The following is a 23,724-nucleotide window of genomic DNA, read 5'->3' on the forward strand; positions in this document are numbered from 1 at the left end:
CTAACCGTCGGGGCAGTGCTGACCGCGTTCCCCTTCGTCTGGATGCTGACCACCTCGGTCAAGCCGCTAAGCGAATCGCGCCAGTACCCGCCTCAGGTGCTGCCGTCCGAAGTGTCTCTCGCGTCGTACCAGCGGCTGTTCGAAGACCTCGACTTCGGGCGCTACCTGCTCAACACCGTCGTCGTCGTGCTCATCAGCTTCGCCGGGCTGCTGCTGATGGCGATGGCCGGATACGGGTTCGCCAAGTTCCGCTTCCGCGGCAAAGGCGTGATGTTCGCGCTGGTGCTGGCCACCATGATGATTCCGGTCCAGGTCACCATGATCCCCACCTACCTGCTGCTCAACGGCGCCGGCCTGACCAACACGCTGGTCGGCATCGCGTTGCCGGCACTGGTCAGCGCCTTCAGCATCTTCCTGTTCCGGCAGTTCATGATGACCATCTCCGACGAGCTGCTGGAAGCGGCGCGGCTCGACGGCGCCAGCGAAGCACGGGTGTTCGGCTCGATCGTGCTGCCGTTGTCCCGGCCGATCCTCGCGGTGCAGGCGGTGCTCACCTTCATCGCGGGCTGGAACAGCTTCCTCTGGCCGCTGATCATCGCCAACGACGAGGAGAAGTACACCCTCGCCGTCGGCCTGTCCCTGCTTAACCAACAGCTGAGCATCAACCCGCCGCTGCAGATGGCTGGCGCCTCGCTGATGGTCGTACCCATCCTGATCATCTTCGCGGTCTTCTCGCGGCACGTCGTTCGCGGCTTCACCATGTCCGGTCTCAAGTAAGGGATCCCATGAACAACTTTCTCCGTGCCGTGGACGGGCAAATACACGACAGCCACGGGCGGCCGGTGCTCCTGCGCGGCGTGGGCCTGGGAAACTGGCTGCTGGCCGAGGGATACATGTGGAAGTTCGAGCCGCCCGGCCCGCAGTCCCCCCGCGAGATCGAGGCACTGGTCACCGACCTGGTCGGCGCCGAACGGGCCACGCAGTTTTGGGCCGGGTTCCGCGAGCGCTTCATCACCGACGCCGACCTCGCCCGGATCGCTGCCGAGGGCATGAACCACGTCCGCCTACCGATCAACTCCCGCGTCGTGATGACCGAAGGCGGCGAACTCGACCTGGATGGCATCGCACTGGTCGACTGGCTCATCGACCGCTGCCGGGTGCACGGCCTGTGGGTGGTACTCGACCTGCACGGCGCACCCGGCGGGCAGACCGGAACCAACATCGACGACTCGCCGAACGGCCGGCCCGAACTGTTCACCGAGCGGCGCTACCAGGAGCAGACCATCGCGCTGTGGCAGGCGCTGGCCGCCCGGTACCGGGACGAGCCGGTGGTCGCCGGCTACGACCTGCTCAACGAGCCGTTGCCCAACGAGTACCAGGACCGGTACGCCACGGAGCTGGTCGGGCTCTACCGCGAGCTGACCGACGCCATCCGCGCCGTCGATCCGCACCACCTGATCATCTACGAGGGCACGCACTGGGCCAGCAACTGGGACATCTTCACCGAGGTCTGGGATCCGCAGTCGGTGCTGCAGTTCCACCGGTACTGGTCGCCGCCGGACCGCCCCGGCATCCAGCGGTTCCTCGACGTGCGGCAGCGGCTCAACCTGCCCATCTACATGGGAGAGGGCGGCGAGAACAATCTCGACTGGCTGCAGACCGCGTTCCAGCTCTACGAGGACGAGGACATCTCGTGGAACTTCTGGCCGTGGAAGAAGATCGACACCTTGACCTCGCCGTGCTCGGTTGTGGCTCCCGCCGGGTGGTCGGAGGTGATGGACTACGCCGCGGGCAAGGCCGACCGGCCCGACCCGGACCACGCCTGGCAGACCCTGCGCGACCTGCTCGACAGCTTCGACCTGTCCGCCTGCGTGTACCGGGCGGAAGTCGTCAACGCGCTGCTGCGCCGGCCACCGCTACGACTGCCCGCCACCGGATTCTCGTTCCGCGGCGAGGGCGAGTCCTACCGGACCAGCGAAGCCACTCCACTGGCCGGGTTCCGCCCCGACGACCAGGTCACCATCGTCCGGTCGCCGCAGGCCGAGGACCGGCCACTGAACTTCTCGCACACCGACGGCTCGCCCCGCGCCAGCGACGACCAACTGCTCGTACGCCTCCAGCCCGGCGACTGGGTCAGCTACGACGTGCACCTGGTCGCACCGACCCGACTACGCATCACCGTACCGGTCGCCGCCGGTCTCGAACTCCGGCTCGACGGCGAGCCCCTGGCACTGCACGGCGGCACCGGCACCAGTCCTGAAGCCGTGCCGACCGGCCGGCACACCATCCAGCTCACCGCCACCGCCGACGTCCTCCTTGACGGGCTGCAGGTCACGCCCGCCGGCTAATCCGTCACCGCCCGCACCGGGTGGCCGCCGCAGCGCGGCCGCCCAGGTCGAGCGCACCCTCCGCCAGGTCGGGAAGCGCTCGGCGCGCCACCGCTGTACGTCGAAAGGACTCACCCCCAGGAGCCCAGCATGCGTATCCGTCCCGACGCACCGACCACACTCCTACGGCGGTTCCCCCTGCTCCTCGCCCTCGCCCTCACGCTCGTCGCCCCGGCCGCCGCCGTCATCACCACGGCGGCGCCGGCCCAGGCCGGCCTGGGCGCCGGCGACTTCCTCAAGGCCGACGGCACGGTCCTGCGCCGTGCCAGCGGCACCGGTGACGTCGTCACCCTGCGCGGCACCAACCTCGGTGGCTGGCTCACCTACGAGGACTGGATGTCACCGCTGGGCGAGTTCGCCCTCGGCCGTGCCGGCTGGGCCGCGTCCGCTTCCCTCAACAGCGGCACCGCCACGGCCGCGCTCGACGGCGACGGCGCCACCCGCTGGACGACCGGCACCGGCCAGGCCAACGGTCAGTGGTTCCAGGTCGACCTGGGCTCGCCGACTCTGTTCAACCGGATCTACCTCGACGCCGCCGGGTTCACCGGCACCGCACCTGTCTCCTACCGGGTGCAGGTCTCCAGCGACGGCGCCACGTGGAAGGACGTCGCCAGCGGCCCCGGCGGCGCGCAGCTGCTGTCCGTCCCGTTCAGCCCGCAGATCGCCCGGTACGTGCGGGTAGCCCAGACTGGCTCGGCGGCGGCCCACTGGTCCATCGCCGAGTTCAACCTGTTCGCCGATCCGGTGCTGCACAACGGCCCGGCATCCGCCAGCGCCTCCGCCACCGCCGGCGGTCACAGCCCGGCCATGGCGATCGACGGCGACGTCAACACCCGCTGGACCAGCGGCTCCGCCCAGACCCCCGGCCAGACGTTCACCATCGACCTCGGTGGTATCAAGCCGGTCAACAAGGTGCTCGTCGACGCCGGACCGGACTCGGCCGGTGACTACCCGCGCGGCTACGAGCTGCTGACCTCCCCCGACGGCGTCAACTGGAGCAAGGTCGCCAGCGACTACGCCAGCACCCGGATCATGGTCCTGGAACTGTTCACCACCGCTCACGCCCGCTATCTGCGTCTGGTGCAGACCGGAAGCTCCACGAACTGGTGGTCGATCGCCGAGGTCGCCATCACCTCCGAGGGAACGTTCGACCGTACCGGATGGACCATCACGGCCTCGTCCACCGAACCGGGCGGGTCGGCCGCCAACCTAAAGGACGGCAACCCGGGCACCCGGTGGAGCAGCGGCGCCGCCCAGACCGGCGGCGAATGGCTCCAGGTCGACCTCGGCGCCACCCAGACCTTCAACCAGATCGTCATGAGCACCGCGAAGAACTCCGCCGAGGAGAACGACTACCCGCGCGGCTACACCGTTCAGGTGTCCGCCGACGCCAGCACCTGGACGACCGTCGCCACCGGAGCCGGCAGCGAGAAGGCCACCCCCATCAACTTCCCGGCGGCCCGAGGCCGGTACTTCCGGATCACCCAGACCGGCAGCTCGGGCAGCTGGTGGTCGGTCGGAGAACTGACCGCGGCGCTCAACAACGACGACTACTCGATGAACCTCGCCTACCAGCAGCGGTTCGGCCCGGCCACCACCGAGACCATCATCAACCGGCACCAGCAGACCTGGATCACCGAGTCCGACCTGAACAACCTGCAGGCCATGGGAATGAACCTGATCCGGCTGCCGATCGGTTGGACCGAGCTGCGCAACCTCGACGGCACCTGGAAGTCCGACCCCTGGTCGATGATCGACTGGCTGGTCGCCGAGGCGAGCGAACGCAACATGTACGTCCTGTTCGACCTGCACACCGTCCCCGGTGGCGGCTGCCCCTGGGGCAGCTGCGGGCGGATCGGCCCCAACCCCAACGGGTTCTGGACCAACTTCACCTACCAGGACTGGGTCATCGACATCTGGGAGGCGATCGCCACCCGGTATGAGGGCAACCCCGCTGTCGCCGGCTACGACCTGATCAACGAGCCGCTGCTCGACTACGGCGAGGACGCCGACGACATCGGCCAGAAGAGCGCCTACTACGACCGGCTCTACGACGCCGTCCGCGCCATCGACCCCGACCACGTCATCGTGATCGCCGGCTTCTTCGGCTGGAACTCCATCGCCCCGCCAGCCCAGTACGGCTGGACTAACGTGATGTACGAGCTGCACCCGTACGACTTCCCCGGCGGTAAGGACCACGACGCGCAGGAGTCCCTGGTCAACACCCAGCTCGCCGACGTCGCGGCCAAAATCAACGACCCGACCTGGAGCGTGCCGGTCCTCTACGGCGAGTACTCGCTCTACCACTACGACGACGTCTGGGCCAAGTTCATGGGCGGTCTGAACGCGCGCAACGTGTCCTGGACCAACTGGAACTACAAGGTCCGCGGCGACCACTACAACGGTGCTGGCGGCTACTGGGGCTTCTACAACAGCAATCCCAACCCAGTGCCAATCATCAACAACGACATCCCGGCCACCATCATGGCCAAGACGGACAGGTTCGCCACCACCTACTTCCAGCCCAACACCACCTTCATCAACGTGGTGAGCCGGTTCACCGGCGGTCAGCCGTGGCTGGCCACCATCCCGCTGGACCAGACCGGCTGGACCGCCACCGCCTCATCCACCGAAGCCGGCGGCTCGCCGGCCAACGCCCTGGACTGGAACCCCAACACCCGGTGGAGCACCGGCGCCCCACAGGCCGCCGGCCAGTGGTTCCAGGTCAACCTGGGCACCAAGCGGGTCTTCGACCAGATCTCCTTCGAGACCCGCGGCGACCAGCGCTGGGACTACCCGCGCGGCTACCAGATCCAGGTCTCCAATGACGGCACCAACTGGACCACCGTACGCAGCGGCAAGGGCTGGGGCTGGAAGCAGGCGCTACCGTTCGCCCCGCAGTACGCCCAGTATGTGCGAGTCGCCCAAACAAGCACCGGGCCCGACTGGTGGTCGATCGCCGAATTCCACGTCTACGGCACACCAGCGCTGAACCGAACCGGCTGGACCGTATCGGCATCGGTCACCGGAGGCGGAAGCTCGGCGGGCAACGCCGTCGACGCCAGCCTGACCACCCGGTGGACCACCGGCACCGGACAGGCCGCCGGGCAGTACTTCCAGGCGGACCTGGGCAAGGCGCAGCCGTTCCACCGGATACTGCTCGATTCCAGCGGCGCGCCCGGGGACTACCCGCGCGGCTACCAGATCCAGGTCTCGCCGGATGCCAGCAACTGGACCACCGTGCACACCGGGAACGGCACTGGTCCGGTCGTCCTGGCAGAGTTCGCGGCCCAGTTCGCCCGCTACGTCCGGCTCGTGCTCACCGCATCGTCCAGCAGTTGGTGGTCGATCCACGACCTGCAGGTGTACGGCGAGCTGGAACGTGATCGAAGCGGTTGGTCGGTCAACGCATCGGTCACCGGAGCGGGAAGTTCGGCCGGCAACGCCATCGACGGCGACCTGGGCACCCGGTGGACCACCGGCACGGCGCAGGCCGCCGGACAGTGGTACAGCGTCGACCTCGGCGCCGGCAGCTGGTTCAACCACGTCGTGATCGACGCGGGGACTGGCAGCCCCGGCGATCACCCGCGCCGGTTCAACGTGGAAACGTCGAACGACGGCTCGAACTGGACGACCATCGCCACCGGCTACGGGACCAGCCAGGTGACCACCGTCAACGTGCCCATCACCCAGGCCCGATACCTGCGGGTCCGGCTGACTGGCGGGACGGGAAACTGGTGGTCCATCGCCGAACTGCGGGTCTTCGAGTAGATCGCGACGACTGCCCAGCGCGGACCCGCCAGCTCTCCCGCCGGCGGGTCCGCTGCCCCTTCCGACCGGCGAAACCACGGCAGGTCAACCGGCCGGGGGTGCCGTGCGGCGCAGTCGTCCGGCGAGTTCCTGGAAGCGTGGTCAAAGCGCGGGTCGGACTCGCCCGGCCAGTGTCCGACGACGGGTGGCGGGACGCTGTCGCCCGGCGGGACGACGATGTCCGCCGGATCGCGCAGTCTCCGGTCGACCGAACCGGCGGGCCCGGCGGCGGCGGGTGGCTCTCCGGGGCCGTGGGGGGGAAAGACCCAGCTGCCGATCGGGTCCGAGCAGCTCGTTCAACTCGTCCTCGTCTTGAGCCTGCCCGGCCCGCAGGTCGGTCATGCCGTCACCTGGCCCAATGCACCAGTCGTTGTCGATGTAGCTGGCCTCGAACTCGCGGTGAAACAGGTTGAAGGCCTGCTTGTCGGCGAGGGCGGAGTGCCGGATCGGGTAGATGGCGATCCAGGCTCAGTGGTCGGGCAGGGAAGCGGAGACCTCAGCAACGAGTTGCTGCCCGCGTCGGAGCGCGGTGCGTAGCGGGATTGGGAAGCGATCAGGGCGGCGAAGGCGCCGGGGGAGGCGATCAGGGCGGCGAAGGCCTGCAGGCCGAGGGCGTCGAGGAGCCGGTCGTTGTGCACGTAGCGGGCCAGGACGATCTTCTTTTTGCCGGACTGGCGGGTGATGGGGCTGGTGCCGGCGTAGTTGCGACGGGCTCTGGCGTCGGCGTAGCAGGTGGGGTTGTCGCCGAAATCAGCAAGCACCCGGGCGCCGCGCTGAAGAATCAGTAGACCACCACGCCGTACGCGTTGGCCGCTTCACGTACGGGCTGATAGAAGGTGGTGCGGCCGGACCGGCAGTCGCCACTGCCGCCGGAGGTGATGCCGAGCGCCTTGGTGCCGTCGTAGAGCGGGCCGCCGGAGTCGCCGGGCTCGGCGCAGACGGTGGTCTGGATCATGCCGCTCACGACGCCGCCGCCCTTGCCGACGTAACGGACGGAGACGTTGAGCGGTGACCTTCATCAGCCGCAACCCTGGACCGTCGCAGTCGGCGTGCAACTGGACCGCTCCTGACGGGCAGTTCTGCGTCGACCTGCGGGGAATCGACCTTGGCGAGGCGGCGCTGCGAGCCCTGAGAGGTGCCCGCGTGTCGCTAATGTGCGGCTCGCCGCTGCGCGGCGCGTTCGTGCAAGAGCCGCATCGTAACCAGTTCGTGCACGGCGAGCACAAAGTAGCCGATACCCGTACCCCCGCCCGGTCCGATCGCGGCGACTTGCCTCTCGAGTGCGGGTCGGAGCGCGGTGACGGTCGCGGCAGCGGCCGGCAGGGTCGCGGAGGTCCTGGGGCCAGATCTACAGCCGGTACGCCGGGTCGATGCGAGGTAGTCCTCGGGGCCGTGCAGGGTGTGGGTACGCATGTCGGCGCAGTACCGCTCGCGCCAGGATCGTTCGTCGACCGTGAGTGGCTGGTTGTTGACCTTTTTGCGGGTGATGTGGAACAGCTTCTCCATGGCCCGGTACTCGTAGCCAGCAAGGTCTCGGCGTTGGCCCAGATCCCCAACCTGTTGGTGCGGGCAGCGGCCGCGGCGTGGATCAGCAGGGCCGGGTCCTCGGCGCCGGGGATGGACGGGTAGATCACGAACGGCGCGGCCCAGCCCGCGGTGACGAGGTCGAGGTTGAAGGTGGGCCGAGGAGGACCTATAACACATCCCGATTCGATGACCGAATGGATCTGTGGACATGGCATCCAACGGTCAGCACAATTGCAGATCGGCAGCGATTATGACCATGTAGTTAGGGTTCAACTCGGGCCTCGGACACCAGTTTGAAGCACCCATGCTGTAATCCACGTGCTGGTGGTCGCGCGCGCTTGGCCACGCATCCAGCAGCGCCAGGGATGTCTTGGGTTGCCTTCGCCGTGGGCGGAGGTGATCGTCATGGCTGAGGCCGTGGTCGCTCCAGTCATCCCGTCGGCGCAGACGCCGACCGACGGTAGGGGCAGTCGAGGCACGGCCGGCCCGGCTGCGACGCCCTCCACTGCCGATGCCGCCCTTCCCACAGACTCGCCTGGGCTCGCTGCTGTACAGGCTGGCCGCTGTCGACACCAGCGGCCGAGTGGCTGATCGGACGGCCCTTCGGACCTTGGGTTGGCCGCCGGGTGCCTGGCTTGAGTTCAGGGAGATCGGCGGCGTCGTTCTCGTCCGTCGAGGCGAGCGTGGCCTGTGCGCGGTCACCGCCAGCGGTCACTTTCATTTGCCAGCGGCTGTCCGGCACTGGTGTGGGTGCACGCCGGCGACCGGGTCTTGCTGGTCGCCGATCCCGGCAAGTCATTGCTGGTGGTGCATCCTCCCGCTGCCGTCGAGACGATGGTGACGCAGGCTCTCGCGGCGGCACTCGCGGCCGCGCGTGTGGGCCACGGCGGGCGGCGAGGTGCTGGCCGAAACAGGCCACGCCGATCGCGTTGCGGGCCACCGTGGAGGCCTTGACGCCTCGGGCCAGCCGCCACCGGCGCCACCGCTTAGCCGTCTGGCGCAGCCACGGTCGAGGGATGCCCGCGAAGTGCATCAGCCGCAGCTGGCCCGCCGGGATGACCAGAAGCCGCAGGTCCCACGTGTCGCGGGGGTACTGGTCGGCCCACGGATCGTCGGCGATGAGCAGCTGGGCCAGCCGCATGTCCGACGCCGGCTGGTACGCGAGTCGTGCCCGTCACCTGGCACGAATCTATCGACATCTATATAGAGATGCGTTAATGTTAACAGTCTTAACTGTATGGCGGGCCGTGGCCACTGCGGCCCCCGTGAGAGAAAGGAACACCCGATGCGAAGACGAGTCCTCCTACCCTTGCTCAGCATCGGTGCCGTCCTCGGATCTCTGCTGGTGGCCGCACCGGCATCGGCGCACGGATACGTGAGCTCACCGCTGAGCCGCCAGGCCCAGTGCGCCCAGACCAAGGCCGCCTGGTGCGGCCAGATCATGTGGGAACCGCAGAGCGCCGAGGGGCCGAAGGGGCTCCGGAACTGCCACGGCTCCCGCGCGGATCTGGCCGTGCTCAGTGACGACAGCAAGCCCTGGCGGGTGCACTCCGTCGGCACCTCGCTCACGTTGGCGTGGACGTTCACCGCGAAGCACCGGACCCAGGACTACGAGTACTACATCGGCGGCACCCGGGTCGGTCACTTCGCGAACGACGGGTCGCACACCATCAACCTGAGCCGCTTCTCCGGGCGACAGAAGCTCCTCGCCATCTGGAACATCGGTGACACGGCCAACGCCTTCTACTCCTGCATCGACCTGCAGATCGGTGGCGGCGGCAGCAACCCGCCGCCACCCCCGGCCGGTGGCAGCTGGGCGCCGAACACGACGTACTCGGTCGGCAGTGTGGTGACCTACGGGGGTTCCACCTACCGGTGTATCCAGAGCCACACCTCCCTGCCTGGCTGGGAGCCACCGAACGTGCCGGTTCTCTGGCAGCGCGCCTGACAACACTCCGGGTGGACCCGCACTCATCGAACGCGGGTCCACCCACCGGAGGTACCTCCCGGCTGTCGGCAAACCGAGATCGCCCAGGTGCAGCCCCGGGGCGGCGCCCGTCGAGCAGTGGGTTCGCGTGGGCCGGGTGGTAGCTGGTCACCTGGCACCGGCCCACGGACAGCGGGGGATCAGGTCGGCGATCCCGTGACAACCGTCCGGGGTCGGTAGCGGCGGAGTCAGGCGCCGGTGTACAGAATGGCGTCGACCTCGATGTCGAATCCGTCCAGAGCGACCGGCAGCGTCGTGCGGACCGGCAGGTTCCGCTCCCCGAAGAACTCCCCGTAGATCTTGTTCATCTCCGGGAAATCGGCGAAGTCGCGCAGGTAGACCCCGACGCGGACGGCCTGGCTCAGGTCGGCGCCCGCGGCTTCGGCGACGCGAGCGAGGTTGGTGAACGCCGCCCGCGCCTGCTCGGCGAATGGTCCGCGCACCCACGTCCCGTCGGGCAGTGCCGGGGTCGCGCCGGCCAGGTACACATGGTCACCGGCGACCACGGCCTGGGAGTACGCGCCCCCGGGTTGCGCGGCGTGGTCGGTGGCGATGACGCGCTTGGGCATGGTCAGCCTCTCTCATCCGTGCCCGGAGACTCCTCCGGTCGCCGTGGGAACTGTTCGGCCAGCCCGTCGGGGCCGACCAGAGGCGTGCTGAACAGCGCACGCAGCGCATCGGCCCGGTCGTCCAGGGCGTGCCGCTGGGCGATGGTGAGCGGGATCCACGGACGCGGCGGCTCGGGCAGGCGCGGCGGCAGCAGGCGTCCGGCCAGGTACGTGGCATCGTTGACCAGCCGCTGCTTGCCGACGCGGCGCTGCCCGTGGGCATCGACCAGCTCGAACGGGCCCTCTTCCACAGCGAACACGGCCAGGTCGGCGGGGGCTCCCGGGCTGAGCGTGCCCGCGCCGTTTGCCAGGTTGAGCGCCCGCGCCGGGCGGATGTCAACTCCCCGCAGTCCCGTGCGGGGATCAAGGCGTACACCGACCTGATCAAGCCAGACAACTGCCCGCCGCAGCAGTGCGCGGACCTCACCGGCGGCAAGACCGTCGAACTGTTCGCCAGCGGCAAGGCCGCGATGGCCATCCTCGGCAACTTCAACCGCACCGCCGTCGAGGCCGGCGCGGCCAACGGCAAGTACGCCGTGCTGCCGCTGCCCGGGACGAAGCCCGGTTCGATCGCCCCCGCCTTCGCCGGCGGCAACAACCTCGGCATCATGAAGAACACCCAGCGCCGTACGCTCGCCGCCGAGTTCCTGACGTTGCTCGCGAGCAAGAAGTACCAGCAGCGGATGTACGACGCGATGGGCAACCTGCCGACGCTCACCTCGGCCCGTACCGAGCTGGCCGGCAGGGAGCCGTTCCTCAAGCCGTTCCTCGACACCATCGCGGCCGGCACCCGCTTCGTCCCGCTGCACCCGGGCTGGGGCAAGATCGACGCGCAGGCCGTGATCCCCACGATGCTCGAGAAGATCGTCACCGGTCAGGCGACCATCGAGCAGGCGACCGACGAAGCGGCGACCGCGATCAACGCCGCCCTCGCACCATGAGTACGGCGTCGACCGCGCTGGCGGACCCGCAGTCGCGGGTCCGCCCCGCCACCGCGAGCCGCCGCACGCGCCACAGCTGGGGCCGGCACACCCCGCTGTGGCTGCTCATCCCGGCCGCCGCCGTACTACTGCCACTGTTCGCCTACCCGATCTACCAACTCGGTCTGCTGTCCGTACTGGACTTCCGGCAGGCGCAGGTCAGTGGCGGCGAGCCGACCCGGTTCGTCGGCTTCGACAACTACCTGACGTTGCTGCGGGATGGGAAGTTCTGGTCCGTCTTGCTGGCCACGGTCGCGTTCGCCGCCGCCTGCGTGGCGGCGACGCTGGCCGTCGGCGCCGCACTGGCCGTCCTGCTGACCCGGGTCAGCCGCTGGCCCGGGTACGCCCTGTCATTCGCCGCGATGGCGGCCTGGGCCGCGCCGGCCATCACCGGCTCCACGGTCTGGATGTTCCTGTTCGACGCCAACCTGGGCCTGGTCAACCAGGTGCTCGGGCTCGCCGGGTACAACTGGACCTACGACCCGTACAGCACCTTCGCGCTGGTCGGCGCGGTCGTGGTGTGGCACTCGTTCCCGTTCGTCATGGTCACGCTGTACGCGGGAATCCGCGCCATCCCCGGCCAGGTGCTCGAGGCGGCGGCGCTGGACGGTGCCAGCCACTGGCGATCGTTCCGGCAGATCGTGGTGCCGATGATCCGCCCGCTGCTGGTCATCGTGGTCATCCAGTCGATCATTTGGGACTTCAAGGTCTTCACCCAGATCTACGTGATGACCAGCGGGGGCGGCATCGCCGGGCAGAACCTCACCCTCAACGTGTGACCGCCACCGTCGTCGCACTGGTCACCGTCTTCCCGATCTACTGGATGCTGCTGTCCGCGCTGAAGCCGGCAGGGGAGGTCCAGTCGCTGTCGCAGAAGCCGTGGACGCTCGCTCCGACGCTGGACAACTTTCGGCGGGTGCTGGGTGCGGAGGGCTTCGCCCGGTACCTCGTCAACAGCCTCCTGGTCGCTCTGGTCGTGGTGGTGCTGTCCGGGCTGGTGGCGTTCCTCGCCGCGGTGGCGCTCACCCGGTTCCGGTTCCGCTTCCGCGGCACGATCCTGGTCATGTTCCTGGTGGCGCAGATGGTGCCGATCGAGGCGTTGACCATCCCGCTGTTCTTCCTGATCCGGGACGTCGGCACCGTCGTACCGCAGGTGGGACTCAACACGCTCGGCTCGCTCGTGCTGGTGCACCTGGCATTCACACTGCCGTTCGCGATCTGGATGTTGCGTGGCTTCGTCGCCGCCATCCCGGAGGAGCTGGAGGAGGCGGCCCTGCTCGACGGCGCCAGCCGCCGCACCGTGCTGTGGCGGATCCTCTTCCCGCTCGTCGCGCCGGGACTCGCCGCCACCAGCGTCTTCTCCTTCATTGTTGCCTGGAACGACTTCCTGTTCGCGCGGACGTTCATCATCAGCGCGGCCGACAACCAGACCCTGCCCATGGCGCTGCTGGTGTTCTTCAAGCCGGATGAGAACGACTGGGGTGGCATCATGGCCGCGTCGGTGCTCATGACCGTCCCGGTACTCGCCTTCTTCATCCTGGTACAGAAGCGACTGGTGTCCGGCCTCGGCGGGGCGGTGAAGGATTGATCATTCCCCGACCCTCCAGCCTGGAACGACGGCCCGGCACCTTCCGGATCGACGCGGGCACCGGTCTGGCCGCCCCACCCGAACTCGACCAGGTCGTGGCCGGGCTGCGCGCCGCGCTCGGGCCATCGACCGGTTGCTGGCTGCCGCCGCAGGCGGACGCCGCCGTACGGTTGCGGCTCGACCCGGTACTTCCCGGTGAGGCGTACCGGCTGAGCGTGACACCGGACGGGGTGGATCTCGCCGGTGGTTCACCGGCCGGTGTCTTCTACGGCACGCAGACCCTCCGGCAGCTCCTGCCACCGTCGGCGCTGCGACGCGCCCGGGTCGGCGACGGGCAGTGGGAGCTGCCCTGCGTCGGCATCACCGACGCACCCCGGTTCGCCTGGCGGGGCTGCCTGCTCGACGTCGCGCGGCACTTCCTGCCCAAGGCCGACGTGCTGCGCTTCGTGGACCTGCTCGCGCTGCACAAGTTCAACGTGCTGCACCTGCATCTGACCGACGACCAGGGCTGGCGGCTGGCCTGCGACAAGTATCCGTGGCTGACCGAGGTCGGCGCCTGGCGCGCGGAGAGCATGCGCGGTTCCCGCCAGCACGGCGCATACGACGCTCGCCCGCACGGCGGCTTCTACACCCCGGACGACATCCGGGAGATCGTCGCCTACGCGGCCGACCGTCACGTCACCGTGGTACCGGAGGTCGACCTGCCCGGGCACACGCAGGCCGCGATCGCGGCGTACCCGTGGCTGGGCAACGGTGCCGAGGAGCTACCGGTCTGGACGGGCTGGGGCTGCTCGACCCACGTGCTCAACGTGTCCGACGCGGCCCTGCGGTTCTGCCGCGACGTCCTCGACGAGGTCTGCGAGCTGTTTCCCAGCCGGTACGTCAGCATCGGCGGCGACGAGTGCCCGAAGGCCGAGTGGCGGGCCACCGCTCAGGCGCAGGCCCGGATGCGGGAGCTGGGACTGCCTGACGAGGACGCGTTGCAGAGCTGGTTCGTCGGGCAGCTCGCCGCGCACCTGGCCGGTCGGGGCCGCCGGGTCTACGGCTGGGACGAGATCATGGAAGGCGGCGCCCCGGCCGGCGCGACGGTCGCGGCGTGGCGCGGCCCGCATACGACTACACTCGCCGCGTGCGCCGGGCTGGACGTCGTGGCCTGTCCGGACATGTGGGCGTACCTCGACTATCGGCAGTCCGAGCAGGAGGATGAGCCGATCCCGGTCGGCACCGTGCTGTCGACGATGGACGTCTACCGGTTCGAGCCGGTACCGGAGGGGCTGACCGCGACCGAGGCGGCCCGGGTGATCGGCGTGCAGTGCACCGTGTGGACCGAGCACATGGACTCCGCCCGGGCGGTGGACTACATGGTCTTCCCCCGGTTGTGCGCGTTCGCGGAGGTGGCCTGGGGCACCCGCGAACGGGATCCCGCCGACTTCCGCGATCGGCTGCGTACGCACCTCGCGCGGCTGGACGCGCTGGGTGTCGAGTACCGCCCGGAGTCGGGGCCACGACCCTGGCAGACCCGCCCGGACGCCAAGGGGTGGCCGCGTACTGCCGCCGATCGGCGGGCCCAGCTCGCCGCGCTGACCGCGAACCTGCAACCCCGTCGGTGAACCGGAGCCGCAGTGCGCTCAGCCGCGCTGACGGCGCCGGTCACCGATCCGCCGGCCGATGCCGCGCCGGTCTCCTGACGGACGCTCGAGCGGCTGAGCGTGCGCGCCGCGCCGCAACGGGGTCAGGCGGCTGCGCCGGCAGCTACGAGCTGCCGTTCCGCGTCGCGCCGCGGCCCTTGGTCGCGCAGCAGCCGTTAACTGAGGCTCGACGGGACGATTCCGTAGTAGCGCAGCTTGCGGTACATGGTGGCGCGGGAGATCCCGAGATCCCGGGCGGTGCGTTGAACGTTGGCGTTGCGATGCATCAGCCCACGCAGGATGGCGTCGCGCTCCAGCAGCTCCATCGCGGTCAGGACGTTGCGGGATGACACCCGGCACTCCGGCGGAAGATCCTCCACGCCGATCACACGGCCGGCGGGTCGCCGCACGAGGCCACGGATCACCGACTCGATCTGCCGGAGGTTCTCCGGCCACGGGCACCGCTGAAGCATCGCGAGCGCCTCGGGGGAGCATGTCCTGTCCCCGTTCGGCTGGTACCGACGCAGGAAGAACCGGACCAACTGCTCGATGTCTTCGTAGCGGTGACGGATCGGCGGCACCTCCACGCAGGTGTCGAGCAGGTCGCCGAGGTGGGCGTCCGCACCGGCCGTGGTCGGTTGGCTCGTCATGATCAGCTGTCCCGTGGCGGCCCGGTCGAGGTCCGCTAGGAGACCTCGCAGCCCCCGGCGCAGGCCGTTGCCCAGGAGCTGCACATCACGCAGGACGACCACGTTCGACGACTCGGCCAGCCGGTCGCGGACCTCGTGCAGCCATTGCTCGCTTGCGTGCGGCGACTCCGACGACGGTGGCTCGGCCACCACCAGCCGGCGCCCCGCGCCGTACGCGCGGTGCACGGCCTCGACCAGCGTGGTCTTGCCGACACCCGCCTCTCCTGCGACGAGGAACCATGAACCGGAGGTGAACGCGGCCTCACACGCCGTCACCGCGTCGAGCCACTGGGGGGAGGAGCCCACCAGTCCCAGGTCTGCCCGTCGCGAGCCCTCTGGTGCGGGCGGTCGGAGCTGGGGACGTCCGATGAGCCGGATCCGGAAGATGGCACCGGCGTCACTGTCCTCGCGGCGGCAACGGCTGACCCGCAGCTCGGCGACTCGACCGGACGGAAGGGCGATGCTGCGCCTGCCCTCGAACCGGGCGTCGTCGGCGATCTCCCGCGCATGGTCGAGCAGGGCGTGCTGATCCGGGCCGATGACGGCCGCGCTGAGCTGCTCGTTCATCATCAGGACCTCCCGGCTGACGGCCAGCACGGGCCCCGGGCGCACCGAGGCGCACGCGGCGAGGTAGTCCTGGAACAGCGCCCGCTCCCGTCGTGAGCTGATCGCGGCGATCTCGCTTTCGATCTGCCTCACGGTGGAGGAGGCCAGCGCCATGAGCATCCCGGCGGAGCCCTGGCGGGTCGTGGTCAGGTTGAACGCTCCGAGCAGCGTGCGCCGCGTCGGGTGCACGATCGGCACGGCCGCGCACTGGAAGTACCGGAGCGCCTCGACGTAGTGCTCGTTCCCGGCGATCACGGCCGGGCGACCGCTGGCCAGCGCGGTCCCGATGCCATTGGTGCCCACGTAGCGCTCGGAGTACACGTGGCCGGGCACCAGCTGCACGCGGCCCAGGCGCGTGGTCAACCCCTCATCGGAGACCGTCCGGGAGAGCACCACGCCCTGGTGATCCGTGATCATCATGGCCACCGCGTCGCCGGCGAGCTGCTCGAACAGCCGGTCCAGGATCGGTAGCGCCGCCTTGGTCAGCGGCACGTCCAGGTTGGGGTTCTCGATGTACGGGGCGGAGATTTCCCCTGACTTCACCCCGTACTCCATCGACCGCTGCCACGAGGCCACGACGAGCGGCCGGACGCGCCCGGGATCCTCGGCCACTTCCAGGTAGCGCTCGCGGGCCACGGCCAACGAGTTCCCAGGCTGAGGTTGCGGCATCTCGGGCACCTACTCCCGCGCTGTGAGCATCGCCTCCCGCGATCGGATCCCATTGGAGCAGACCGACGGGTGCGGCGGCGACGGCCTGTTTCAGATTGAGACATCGCCGGACTCGTTTTGAGACATCGAGGAAACCGCCGACCTCCCTGTAATGGCAGGACCAATCACCCCTCGTTCTCAGGAGCGTCGCGATGAAAGCCGTGCAGGTCACCGGGTACGACGAGCCGCCAGTCCTGATGGATGTGCCCGATCCGGAAATCACCGGTCCGCTGGATGTGATCGTCAAAATCGGCGGGGCCGGCGTGTGCCGCACCGACCTGCACATCCTAGAAGGGCAGTGGAGGGAAAAGAGCGGGGTTGTCCTGCCGTACACCATCGGTCACGAGAACGCCGGTTGGGTGGAGGCGGTGGGTCAGGCCGTCACCAACGTCCGGGTGGGCGACCCGGTGATTCTGCATCCGCTCGTCACGTGCGGTCTGTGCCGGGCGTGCCGCGCCGGGGACGACGTGCATTGCACGAATTCAGCCTTTCCGGGCATCGATACCGACGGGGGCTATGCAACCTACCTGCGCACCACGGCCCGCTCGGTGGTGAAGCTGGACCCGTCCCTGGAGCCGGCGGCGGTGGCGGCCCTGGCCGATGCCGGCCTCACGGCGTATCACGCCGTGGCCAAGGCGGCCCGGGTGCTGCGACCCGTTGATCGGGCGGTCGTCATCGGCGCAGGCGGACTCGGACACATCGGTATCCAGGTGCTCCGAGCGCTGTCACCGGTCGAAATGATCGTGATCGACCGTCGCCCGGAGGCGCTCGTCCTGGCCGAGGAATTGGGCGCCGACCACACGCTGCTCGCGGACTCCGGTGCGGCAGACCGGGTCCGGGAAATCACCGGCGGCCACGGAGCCGAGGCGGTGCTGGACTTCGTGGGCGAAGGGGGTGCCCTCGAGCTCGGCGTGGCGTGCCTGCGCCGCAACGGCAACTACTACGTCATCGGCTACGGCGGCGACCTCGTCGTCCCGACGATCGACATCATCTCCACCGAGATCAACTTCATCGGCAACCTCGTGGGGTCCTACAACGACCTCGCCGAGCTGATGGTGCTGGCGGCTCAGGGCAAGGTCAGCCTGCACACCCAGCGGTACCCCCTGGCGTCCTTCCAGGACGCGCTCGACGACCTGGCCGCCGGTGCCGTCCGCGGCCGCGCCATCTTGATTCCCTGACCTCGCAGAGGAGCAGCAGCCGTGAATCGCAAGCAGCTAACCAAGAGCCTGGCCGTCCCGGTCGCCGTCCTGGCCATCACCGTGGCGGGATGTAGCGGCAGCAGTGGGCCGGAGCAGAAGCCCGACAAGCCCGCGCTGTTCAAGCCCGGCTCCGAGATCAGCTACGCCAAGTACGGCAAGGACTACCCGACCACGAAGGTCAAGGACGTCCCCGGTCCCTGCAGCTACGAGTCGATCAGCCGCAAGGACTACTCCGGGCAGACACTGAAGATCATCTCGCACGCCGTCCCCGTCATCGGCGAGCCGACCCAACTGCACGCCAGGCAGTTCGAGGAGATCACCGGGGCCAAGGTCGAGGTGGTCAACGTCCCGTTCGGCGAACTGCACCAGAAGATCCTCACCCCGCTGCAGGCGGGCCAACCGGCGTACGACGTCATGTTCTACCCCTCACTGTGGATCGGCGACATGGCCCCCTACCTGGTGCCGGTGCCCAAGGAGTACCTGGACGCGCCCGGAATGAAGGACGTCACGAAGGCATACCTGGGCGTCGCGACCTGGAACGGGAAGGTGGTGCAGTATCCGGTGGACGGCGACCGGCACTACCTCAAGATCCGTACGGACGTCCTGGCGGACCGGAAGCACCAAGCGGCCTACCTGGCAGCCACCGGCAAGCAGCTGCGCGCTCCGCAGACCTGGGCCGAGTACCAGGAGATCGCCTCGTTCTTCGGCGGCAAGGATGTCGACGGCGACGGAAAGCCCAACTTCGGCAGCGCCGAGGTGACTAAGCGCGATGACCTGGTGTTCTCCGCGTTCATCAGCCGCGCCGCACCCTACGTGAAGCACCCGGACGTCACCGGCGGCGTCTTCTTCGACGTCACGACGATGCAGCCGTTGATCAATACGCCGGGCTTCGTCCGCGCCCTCGAGGACATGGTCAAGGCCAAGTCGACCTGGCCCGCCGGGGGCGCCAACTTCGGCCTGGGCGACGAGATCTTCTCCTTCGGCGGCGGGCAGGCGCTGATGTCCTACAGCTGGGACGACGCGTTCATCCAGGCCCAGCAAACGGACAGCAGGATCCGCAACAGGGTCGCCGCCGCGCCGCTGCCCGGCTCCGCGGAGGTCTACAACCGCAACACCAGGACCTGGGACAAGATCCAGAACCAGGCACCCTACTTCACCTGGGGATGGACCTCGGCCGTCGCCAAGACCGCCCGCAACCAGAAGATGGCTTTCGACTACCTGTGCTTCTTCAGCAACGAAGCGAACACCGCCCTCGACCTGACCATCGGCCGGTTCGGGGTCAACCCCTACCGCAACGCCCACTTCGACCCGGGGTTCTGGCAGGCGCAGGGGTGGAGCAAGGACGTCGCGACGGCGTACGTCAACACCCTCTCCGGCATGGAGAAGAGCACCAACCGCGTCTTCGACCTACGGGTGCCCGGCGTCAACGAGTACATGTCCTCGTTGGCCAACGGCGTGGCCGCGGCTCTGGCCGGCCAGCAGACGCCGCAGCAGGCGCTCGACGCGGTGGCCAAGGAATGGACCGAGATCACCGACCGGGTCGGCAAGGACAGGGTCCAGGAGGCGTACCGGAACGTGGTCGCGCTCGAAGACAACTCCTGACCCACCCCACGGCGGCCGGGCCCGCCCTGCCACGCCAGCCCGGCCGCCGTGGCCCAACCCCCTCGCGCAAGGAGAACCATGGACGGCCTGCGCCGGCACAAGAGCATGTTCCTGCTCCCGGGTCTGCTCACGCTGCTGCTGATCATTGTCTTCCCGCTTCTGTTCACGATTCGCGTCAGCTTCTCCGGGTGGAACGTCAGCAACCCCGAGATGGACTTCGTGGGCGGAGCGAACTACGTCAAGGTGCTGCAGGACAGCCGCTTCTGGGCCGCGAACCTGCGCCTGGTCCTGCTGGCCGGCGGCACCGTATTGATCCAGTACCTCATCGGCTTCGGCCTGGCCCTGCTGGTCTGGCGCAACGTGCGCGCCCGGCGGTTGTGGCGGGTGCTGTTCCTCGTTCCGATGATGACGACCCCTGTCGTGATGGCCGCGGTCTGGCAGATGATCTTCCATGAGTCTCTCGGCCCGGTGAACGACATGCTCGCCAAGCTCGGCATCGCGCCGGTCCACTGGTTCACCGAAGCCGGTCCCGCGTTGGCCGCGCTCATGACCGTCGAGATCTGGCAGTGGACCCCGTTCATGTTCCTGCTGATGCTCGCCGGCCTGTTGAGCCTTCCCAAGGAGCCGTTCCTGGCGGCCGCGATCGACGGCGCCGGCGCCTGGCGCACCTTCTGGAAGGTCACGTTCCCGCTCATGGCGCCGGTTTCGGTCTCGGCGATCATCATCCGGCTGATCGAGGCGTCGAAGCTCTCCGACACCGTCTACGTGCTGACCTCCGGAGGTCCCGGCTCCGCCACCGAGAGCCCCGGCTACTACCTCTACCTGCGGGGGCTCAAGGAGCAGCAGACCGGCTACGCCGGGAGCCTGTCGCTCACCTACCTGGTCCTGATGGTCATCACGCTCACGATCGTCGCCGCCCTGCTCGCCAGGGCGTTCAAGGTGCCCCGACAGTCGTCCAAGGCAAAGGAACAGTAGCGATGTCTCGGCTCTACGCCACCTTCAAATACACCCTGATCTCGGTCTGGGCCGGTTTCGTCGTCGGACCGTTCATGTGGGCCGTACTGACCAGCTTCAAGGACGCCAACGGGGTTCAGGGCGGTGCCACCTACCTGCCGTGGGTGCAGTACGAACCCACCCTCACCGGCTGGCAGAACATCTTCGGGGGTGCCGGCGGCGTCGACGTCGTCCGTCCCTTCCTGAACAGCGCCGTCATCACGCTCGTCGCCTCGATCATCAGCCTGGCCCTGGGCGCCCTGGCGGCATACGGGCTGTCGCGCTACCGCTTCAAGATCGGCTTCATCGCCAACAGCGACATCATCTTCTTCTTTGTGTCGCAGCGGATCATGCCCCCGGTGGTCCTGGTGGTGCCCTTCTTCTTCCTGCTGCAATGGGCCAACCTGCTGGACACCATCCCCGGCCTGGTCATCGTCACGGTCGCGCTGCTGCTGCCGATCGCGGTGTGGGTGATGGTCGACTTCTTCAACGGGATCCCGCGCCAGATCGACGAGATGGCGATGCTCGACGGTTGCGGCCCGTTCGGGGCCTTCGTACGGGCGATCCTGCCGAACTCGGTGCCCGGGCTGACCGTGGCCGCGATGTTCTGCGCGGTGTTCGGGTGGAACGACTTCTTCTTCGCCTTCCGGCTGACCTTCACCGAGATCCAGACGTTGCCCCAGGCGGTCGTCGCGCTCAACTCGTCGATCCCGCCCTGGTGGACCCTGTCGGCCGCGGCGCTGTTCGGGATGTCGCCGCTGATCCTGCTCGCCGTCTGGGTGGAGCGCTACCTGTCGAAGGGCAGCCTGCCGGGGGTGATCCGGTGACCCTCGACGCCACCGACCTGTCGCTGACCGTCGACGGTGTCGACCACCTCAAGGACGTCACCGCCAGCTTCCAGCCCGGTCGGCTGCACACCGTCATCGGCCGGACGCTGGCCGGGAAGTCCACCCTGCTAAGGGTGCTGGCCGGCCTGCAGCGAGTCGACTCCGGGTCGTTGACCCGCCACGGCGCGGACTTCCTCACCACTCCGGTCTGGCGCCGCGACACCGCCATGGTGTACCAGCAGTTCATCAACTACCCGCACCTCACCGTGTTCGACAACGTAGCCTTCCCGCTGAAGCGGGCCGGCGTGGCGCGCGACGAGATCCGCCGACGGGTGCAGGAGAGCCTGGCGCGTGTCGGTCTGACCGAGTTCCGGCGACGCAGACCGTCACAGCTGTCCGGTGGCCAGCAGCAGCGGGTCGCGCTGGCGCGCGCCCTGGTCCGTGGCGCCGGCATCCTCCTGCTGGACGAACCGTTCGCCAACCTGGACTACAAGCTGCGCGAGCAGTTGCGCGAAGAATTCAAGACCCTCTTCTCCGACCAGGGTGACGCGGTGGTGATCTACACGACCACGGAACCCGCCGAGGCGATGATGCTCGGTGACGTGGTGCTGGTCATGCACGAGGGACGCATCATCCAGACCGGCCCACCCGGCGAGGTGTACGACCGACCGGCGACGACCACGGTGGCGCGGATCATCAACGACCCGCCGATGAACATCTTCACGGGCCGGATCGCCGGCGGTCGGATCGCCGTGGACGACCTGCAGGTCACGCGCGTCCCGGCCCACCTCGCCGACCTGCCGGACGGCACCTACCAGTTCGGGCTGCGCGCGCCGGACATCGCACTCGCCTCCGCGGGGCTCCAGGCAGAGGTCACTTTCGTGGAGATCTCCGGGTCGGAGACCTTCGTCCACCTGGCCCTCAGCGGAACCGGATTTGTCGTACAGATCGACGGCGTCCATGACATCGCGCTCGGCGACCGGGTGTCGATGCGGCTCCGTCCCGAGAGACTGTTCGCCTTCGACCACTCCGGGGCGCTCGTGCGGTCACCGTCGAGCGGTCCCGGCTCACCGGAAGGGCGCTGACATGGCGCAAATTGACATCGTCGACGTCGGGCACACCTACACGGCCGGAGCCGAGCAGGAGCGGTGGGCGCTCAAGCCGATGCGGCTGACCCTCGAAGCCGCCAGGACCTATGCGCTGGTCGGGCCGTCGGGCTGCGGCAAGACCACCCTGCTGAACATCCTGTCCGGGCTGGTCAAACCGGCACAGGGCCGGCTGCTGTTCGACGGCTCCGACGTCACGGCGCTGCCCACGAAGGCTCGCAACATCGCCCAGGTGTTCCAGTTTCCCGTCATCTACCACTCGATGACGGTCTACGAGAACCTGGCCTTCCCACTGCGGTGCAGGCGGTGGGACAAGGCCAGGATCGAGGCGAGAGTCCACCAGGTCGCCGAGGCACTCGGACTGGACCATCGACTCAGGCAGCCCGCCCGGCGGCTCACCGCCGACGACAAGCAGCTGATCTCGCTCGGCCGCGGTCTCGTCCGCGACGATGTCGCGGCGGTGCTGATGGACGAGCCGCTGACCGTCATCGACCCCCAGCTGAAGCTCTCGTTGCGGCGCCGGATTCGCGAGATCACCGAGCAGTTCCGCCCCACCGTGGTCTACGTGACGCACGACCAGTACGAAGCGATGAGCTTCGCGCAAGAAGTACTCGTCATGAAGGATGGCCGGGTGATCCAGCAGGGCACCCCCGAGCAGCTCTTCGAGGCGCCCGCCTCGACGTACGTGGGCTACTTCATCGGGTCACCGGCGATGAACTTCCTGACCGTCGAACGGGTCGGTGGCCAGGTCACGCTGGCTGGCCGGCCCCTGGCCATGGCGTGGGACGTCCCCGACGCTCCGCAGATCCAGGTAGGCGTTCGGCCCGAGTACGTCAAGATCGTCGGGGAGCCCGCAGCCAACGTCTTTCCGACCAGGGTGCGTGGCGTCCGGGACCACGGACCGCAGCGGGTGCTCGAGGTCGAGTTGGCCGGTCAGCTCATCAAGGTGAAGACGCCGCGCGAGGACGGCGTCCCGGCGACGGGGCAGATCCTGGTGGAGCTACCGCGCGCCAAAGTTCTCCCCTACGTGGACGGTCATCTGGCGACGACGCCCCGGGCCGCCGATCCTGAGTGACGCCCGACGGCTGTCCCGGTGCTCGGTATCGAAGCGGGTCGCCGGGGCAGCCCCTTGACCGGCCCCGCTCCTTCATGGATGACATGGTGAGCGGCGGTGAAGGCGCAGTAAAGCCGTAGCGCCAGGCGTCAGGGAGACCCGGCGATCGGGCGCGACACCGCCATCTGGTTCAGACGATGTTCACGTTTGGGTGCGCCAGAACGGTCGCCCTTGTACAGACAGAGCGTCATTCGACATACCCCGGGCAACCGGTGCTCCTACTGTCCGACCTTGCGCGCGCGGGCATATGGTTCCTGCCAGACCAAGGCCGCGACCACAACGATGAGGATGACAGCGGTGAGCGCGATGGGAATAGGGATGAGAGGGTCGACGAGGACGAGTATCGCTCCCGCGGGGACGATGGT

At 68.5% G+C, this 23,724-nt stretch carries 18 protein-coding genes and 2 pseudogenes; 14 read left to right on the top strand and 6 right to left on the bottom strand.

Annotated features, from left to right (window positions below; translation table 11 throughout):
- The first annotated feature begins 15 nt into the window (after positions 1-15).
- The 3 genes from HCJ94_RS26305 to HCJ94_RS26315 all read left to right on the top strand — a co-directional run bounded on the left by HCJ94_RS26305 (position 16) and on the right by HCJ94_RS26315 (position 6,158).
- On the top strand, positions 16-777 hold the full coding sequence (locus tag HCJ94_RS26305; RefSeq protein WP_309227440.1) for a carbohydrate ABC transporter permease: 762 nt from the start codon (positions 16-18) through the stop codon (positions 775-777).
- Positions 778-785: 8 nt separating this feature from the next.
- Complete coding sequence (locus HCJ94_RS26310) at positions 786-2,348, top strand: cellulase family glycosylhydrolase (protein WP_168003733.1); 1,563 nt, start codon at positions 786-788, stop codon at positions 2,346-2,348.
- Positions 2,349-2,477: 129 nt separating this feature from the next.
- Complete coding sequence (locus HCJ94_RS26315; RefSeq protein WP_168003734.1) at positions 2,478-6,158, top strand: discoidin domain-containing protein; 3,681 nt, start codon at positions 2,478-2,480, stop codon at positions 6,156-6,158.
- A 605-nt stretch (positions 6,159-6,763) separates the two neighbouring features.
- Here HCJ94_RS26315 and HCJ94_RS31655 read toward each other — a convergent pair.
- From HCJ94_RS31655 to HCJ94_RS29720, 3 genes and pseudogenes are all read right to left on the bottom strand, one after another.
- Positions 6,764-6,967: pseudogene (locus tag HCJ94_RS31655) on the bottom strand (transposase); the annotation flags it as partial.
- Positions 6,968-6,978: 11 nt separating this feature from the next.
- Positions 6,979-7,203 (bottom strand): annotated as a pseudogene (locus tag HCJ94_RS26320) (trypsin-like serine protease); the annotation flags it as partial.
- Positions 7,204-7,346: 143 nt separating this feature from the next.
- Positions 7,347-7,703 (bottom strand): hypothetical protein, encoded by a 357-nt coding sequence (locus HCJ94_RS29720; RefSeq protein ID WP_205801956.1) that lies wholly within the window; start codon positions 7,701-7,703, stop codon positions 7,347-7,349.
- 1,306 nt (positions 7,704-9,009) lie between these two features.
- On the opposite strand from HCJ94_RS29720, the gene HCJ94_RS26330 reads away from it, so the two are divergent.
- A complete protein-coding gene (locus tag HCJ94_RS26330; RefSeq protein ID WP_168003735.1) occupies positions 9,010-9,672 on the top strand; it encodes a lytic polysaccharide monooxygenase in 663 nt (220 codons plus the stop codon).
- 227 nt (positions 9,673-9,899) lie between these two features.
- On the opposite strand, the gene HCJ94_RS26335 is transcribed toward HCJ94_RS26330, so the two are convergent.
- Entirely contained in the window at positions 9,900-10,280 is a 381-nt protein-coding gene (locus HCJ94_RS26335; protein WP_168003736.1) for a RidA family protein, read from the bottom strand.
- A gap of 2 nt (positions 10,281-10,282) precedes the next feature.
- Positions 10,283-10,570, bottom strand: a complete 288-nt coding sequence (locus tag HCJ94_RS31290; protein ID WP_309227442.1) for a hypothetical protein — start codon at positions 10,568-10,570, stop codon at positions 10,283-10,285.
- Between HCJ94_RS31290 and HCJ94_RS30570 the strand changes: the two genes are divergently transcribed.
- Genes HCJ94_RS30570 through HCJ94_RS26355 form a run of 4 tightly spaced genes read left to right on the top strand, consistent with a single transcriptional unit; the run spans position 10,535 to position 14,497 of the window.
- Positions 10,535-11,260 carry an extracellular solute-binding protein gene (locus tag HCJ94_RS30570; protein ID WP_309227443.1) on the top strand — a complete coding sequence of 242 codons (726 nt, stop codon included), beginning with the start codon at positions 10,535-10,537 and terminating at the stop codon, positions 11,258-11,260. The genes HCJ94_RS31290 and HCJ94_RS30570 overlap by 36 nt on opposite strands.
- Positions 11,257-12,078, top strand: a complete 822-nt coding sequence (locus HCJ94_RS26345) for a carbohydrate ABC transporter permease (protein WP_168003737.1) — start codon at positions 11,257-11,259, stop codon at positions 12,076-12,078. The genes HCJ94_RS30570 and HCJ94_RS26345 overlap by 4 nt, the downstream gene beginning before the upstream one ends.
- On the top strand, positions 12,075-12,887 hold the full coding sequence (locus HCJ94_RS26350; protein ID WP_444939642.1) for a carbohydrate ABC transporter permease: 813 nt from the start codon (positions 12,075-12,077) through the stop codon (positions 12,885-12,887). The genes HCJ94_RS26345 and HCJ94_RS26350 overlap by 4 nt, the downstream gene beginning before the upstream one ends.
- Complete coding sequence (locus HCJ94_RS26355) at positions 12,884-14,497, top strand: beta-N-acetylhexosaminidase (protein WP_168003738.1); 1,614 nt, start codon at positions 12,884-12,886, stop codon at positions 14,495-14,497. The genes HCJ94_RS26350 and HCJ94_RS26355 overlap by 4 nt, the downstream gene beginning before the upstream one ends.
- Before the next feature lie 194 nt (positions 14,498-14,691).
- Here the strand turns inward: HCJ94_RS26355 and HCJ94_RS26360 are convergent, their stop codons facing one another.
- Positions 14,692-16,479: a sigma-54-dependent Fis family transcriptional regulator gene (locus HCJ94_RS26360; protein WP_168003739.1), complete on the bottom strand. Its 1,788-nt coding sequence runs from the start codon at positions 16,477-16,479 to the stop codon at positions 14,692-14,694.
- Between the two features lie 191 nt (positions 16,480-16,670).
- Here HCJ94_RS26360 and HCJ94_RS26365 point away from each other — a divergent pair, with 191 nt between their 5' ends.
- The 6 genes from HCJ94_RS26365 (at position 16,671) to HCJ94_RS26390 (ending at position 23,320) form a co-directional block, all read left to right on the top strand.
- The gene (locus HCJ94_RS26365) at positions 16,671-17,696 is read left to right on the top strand and encodes an NAD(P)-dependent alcohol dehydrogenase (RefSeq protein ID WP_168003740.1); all 1,026 of its coding nucleotides are present in this window, start codon (positions 16,671-16,673) and stop codon (positions 17,694-17,696) included.
- A 21-nt stretch (positions 17,697-17,717) separates the two neighbouring features.
- Positions 17,718-19,319: an extracellular solute-binding protein gene (locus HCJ94_RS26370; RefSeq protein WP_205801957.1), complete on the top strand. Its 1,602-nt coding sequence runs from the start codon at positions 17,718-17,720 to the stop codon at positions 19,317-19,319.
- Between the two features lie 78 nt (positions 19,320-19,397).
- A complete protein-coding gene (locus tag HCJ94_RS26375) occupies positions 19,398-20,294 on the top strand; it encodes a carbohydrate ABC transporter permease (RefSeq protein WP_168003741.1) in 897 nt (298 codons plus the stop codon).
- A gap of 2 nt (positions 20,295-20,296) precedes the next feature.
- Positions 20,297-21,139 (top strand): carbohydrate ABC transporter permease, encoded by an 843-nt coding sequence (locus HCJ94_RS26380; protein WP_168003742.1) that lies wholly within the window; start codon positions 20,297-20,299, stop codon positions 21,137-21,139.
- Positions 21,136-22,224: an ABC transporter ATP-binding protein gene (locus HCJ94_RS26385; protein WP_168003743.1), complete on the top strand. Its 1,089-nt coding sequence runs from the start codon at positions 21,136-21,138 to the stop codon at positions 22,222-22,224. The genes HCJ94_RS26380 and HCJ94_RS26385 overlap by 4 nt, the downstream gene beginning before the upstream one ends.
- Before the next feature lie 79 nt (positions 22,225-22,303).
- Positions 22,304-23,320 carry an ABC transporter ATP-binding protein gene (locus HCJ94_RS26390; protein ID WP_205801958.1) on the top strand — a complete coding sequence of 339 codons (1,017 nt, stop codon included), beginning with the start codon at positions 22,304-22,306 and terminating at the stop codon, positions 23,318-23,320.
- Positions 23,321-23,724 lie beyond the last annotated feature (404 nt).

Origin of the sequence: Micromonospora thermarum, from assembly GCF_012034245.1 — a bacterium.
Lineage (GTDB): Bacteria > Actinomycetota > Actinomycetes > Mycobacteriales > Micromonosporaceae > Micromonospora > Micromonospora thermarum.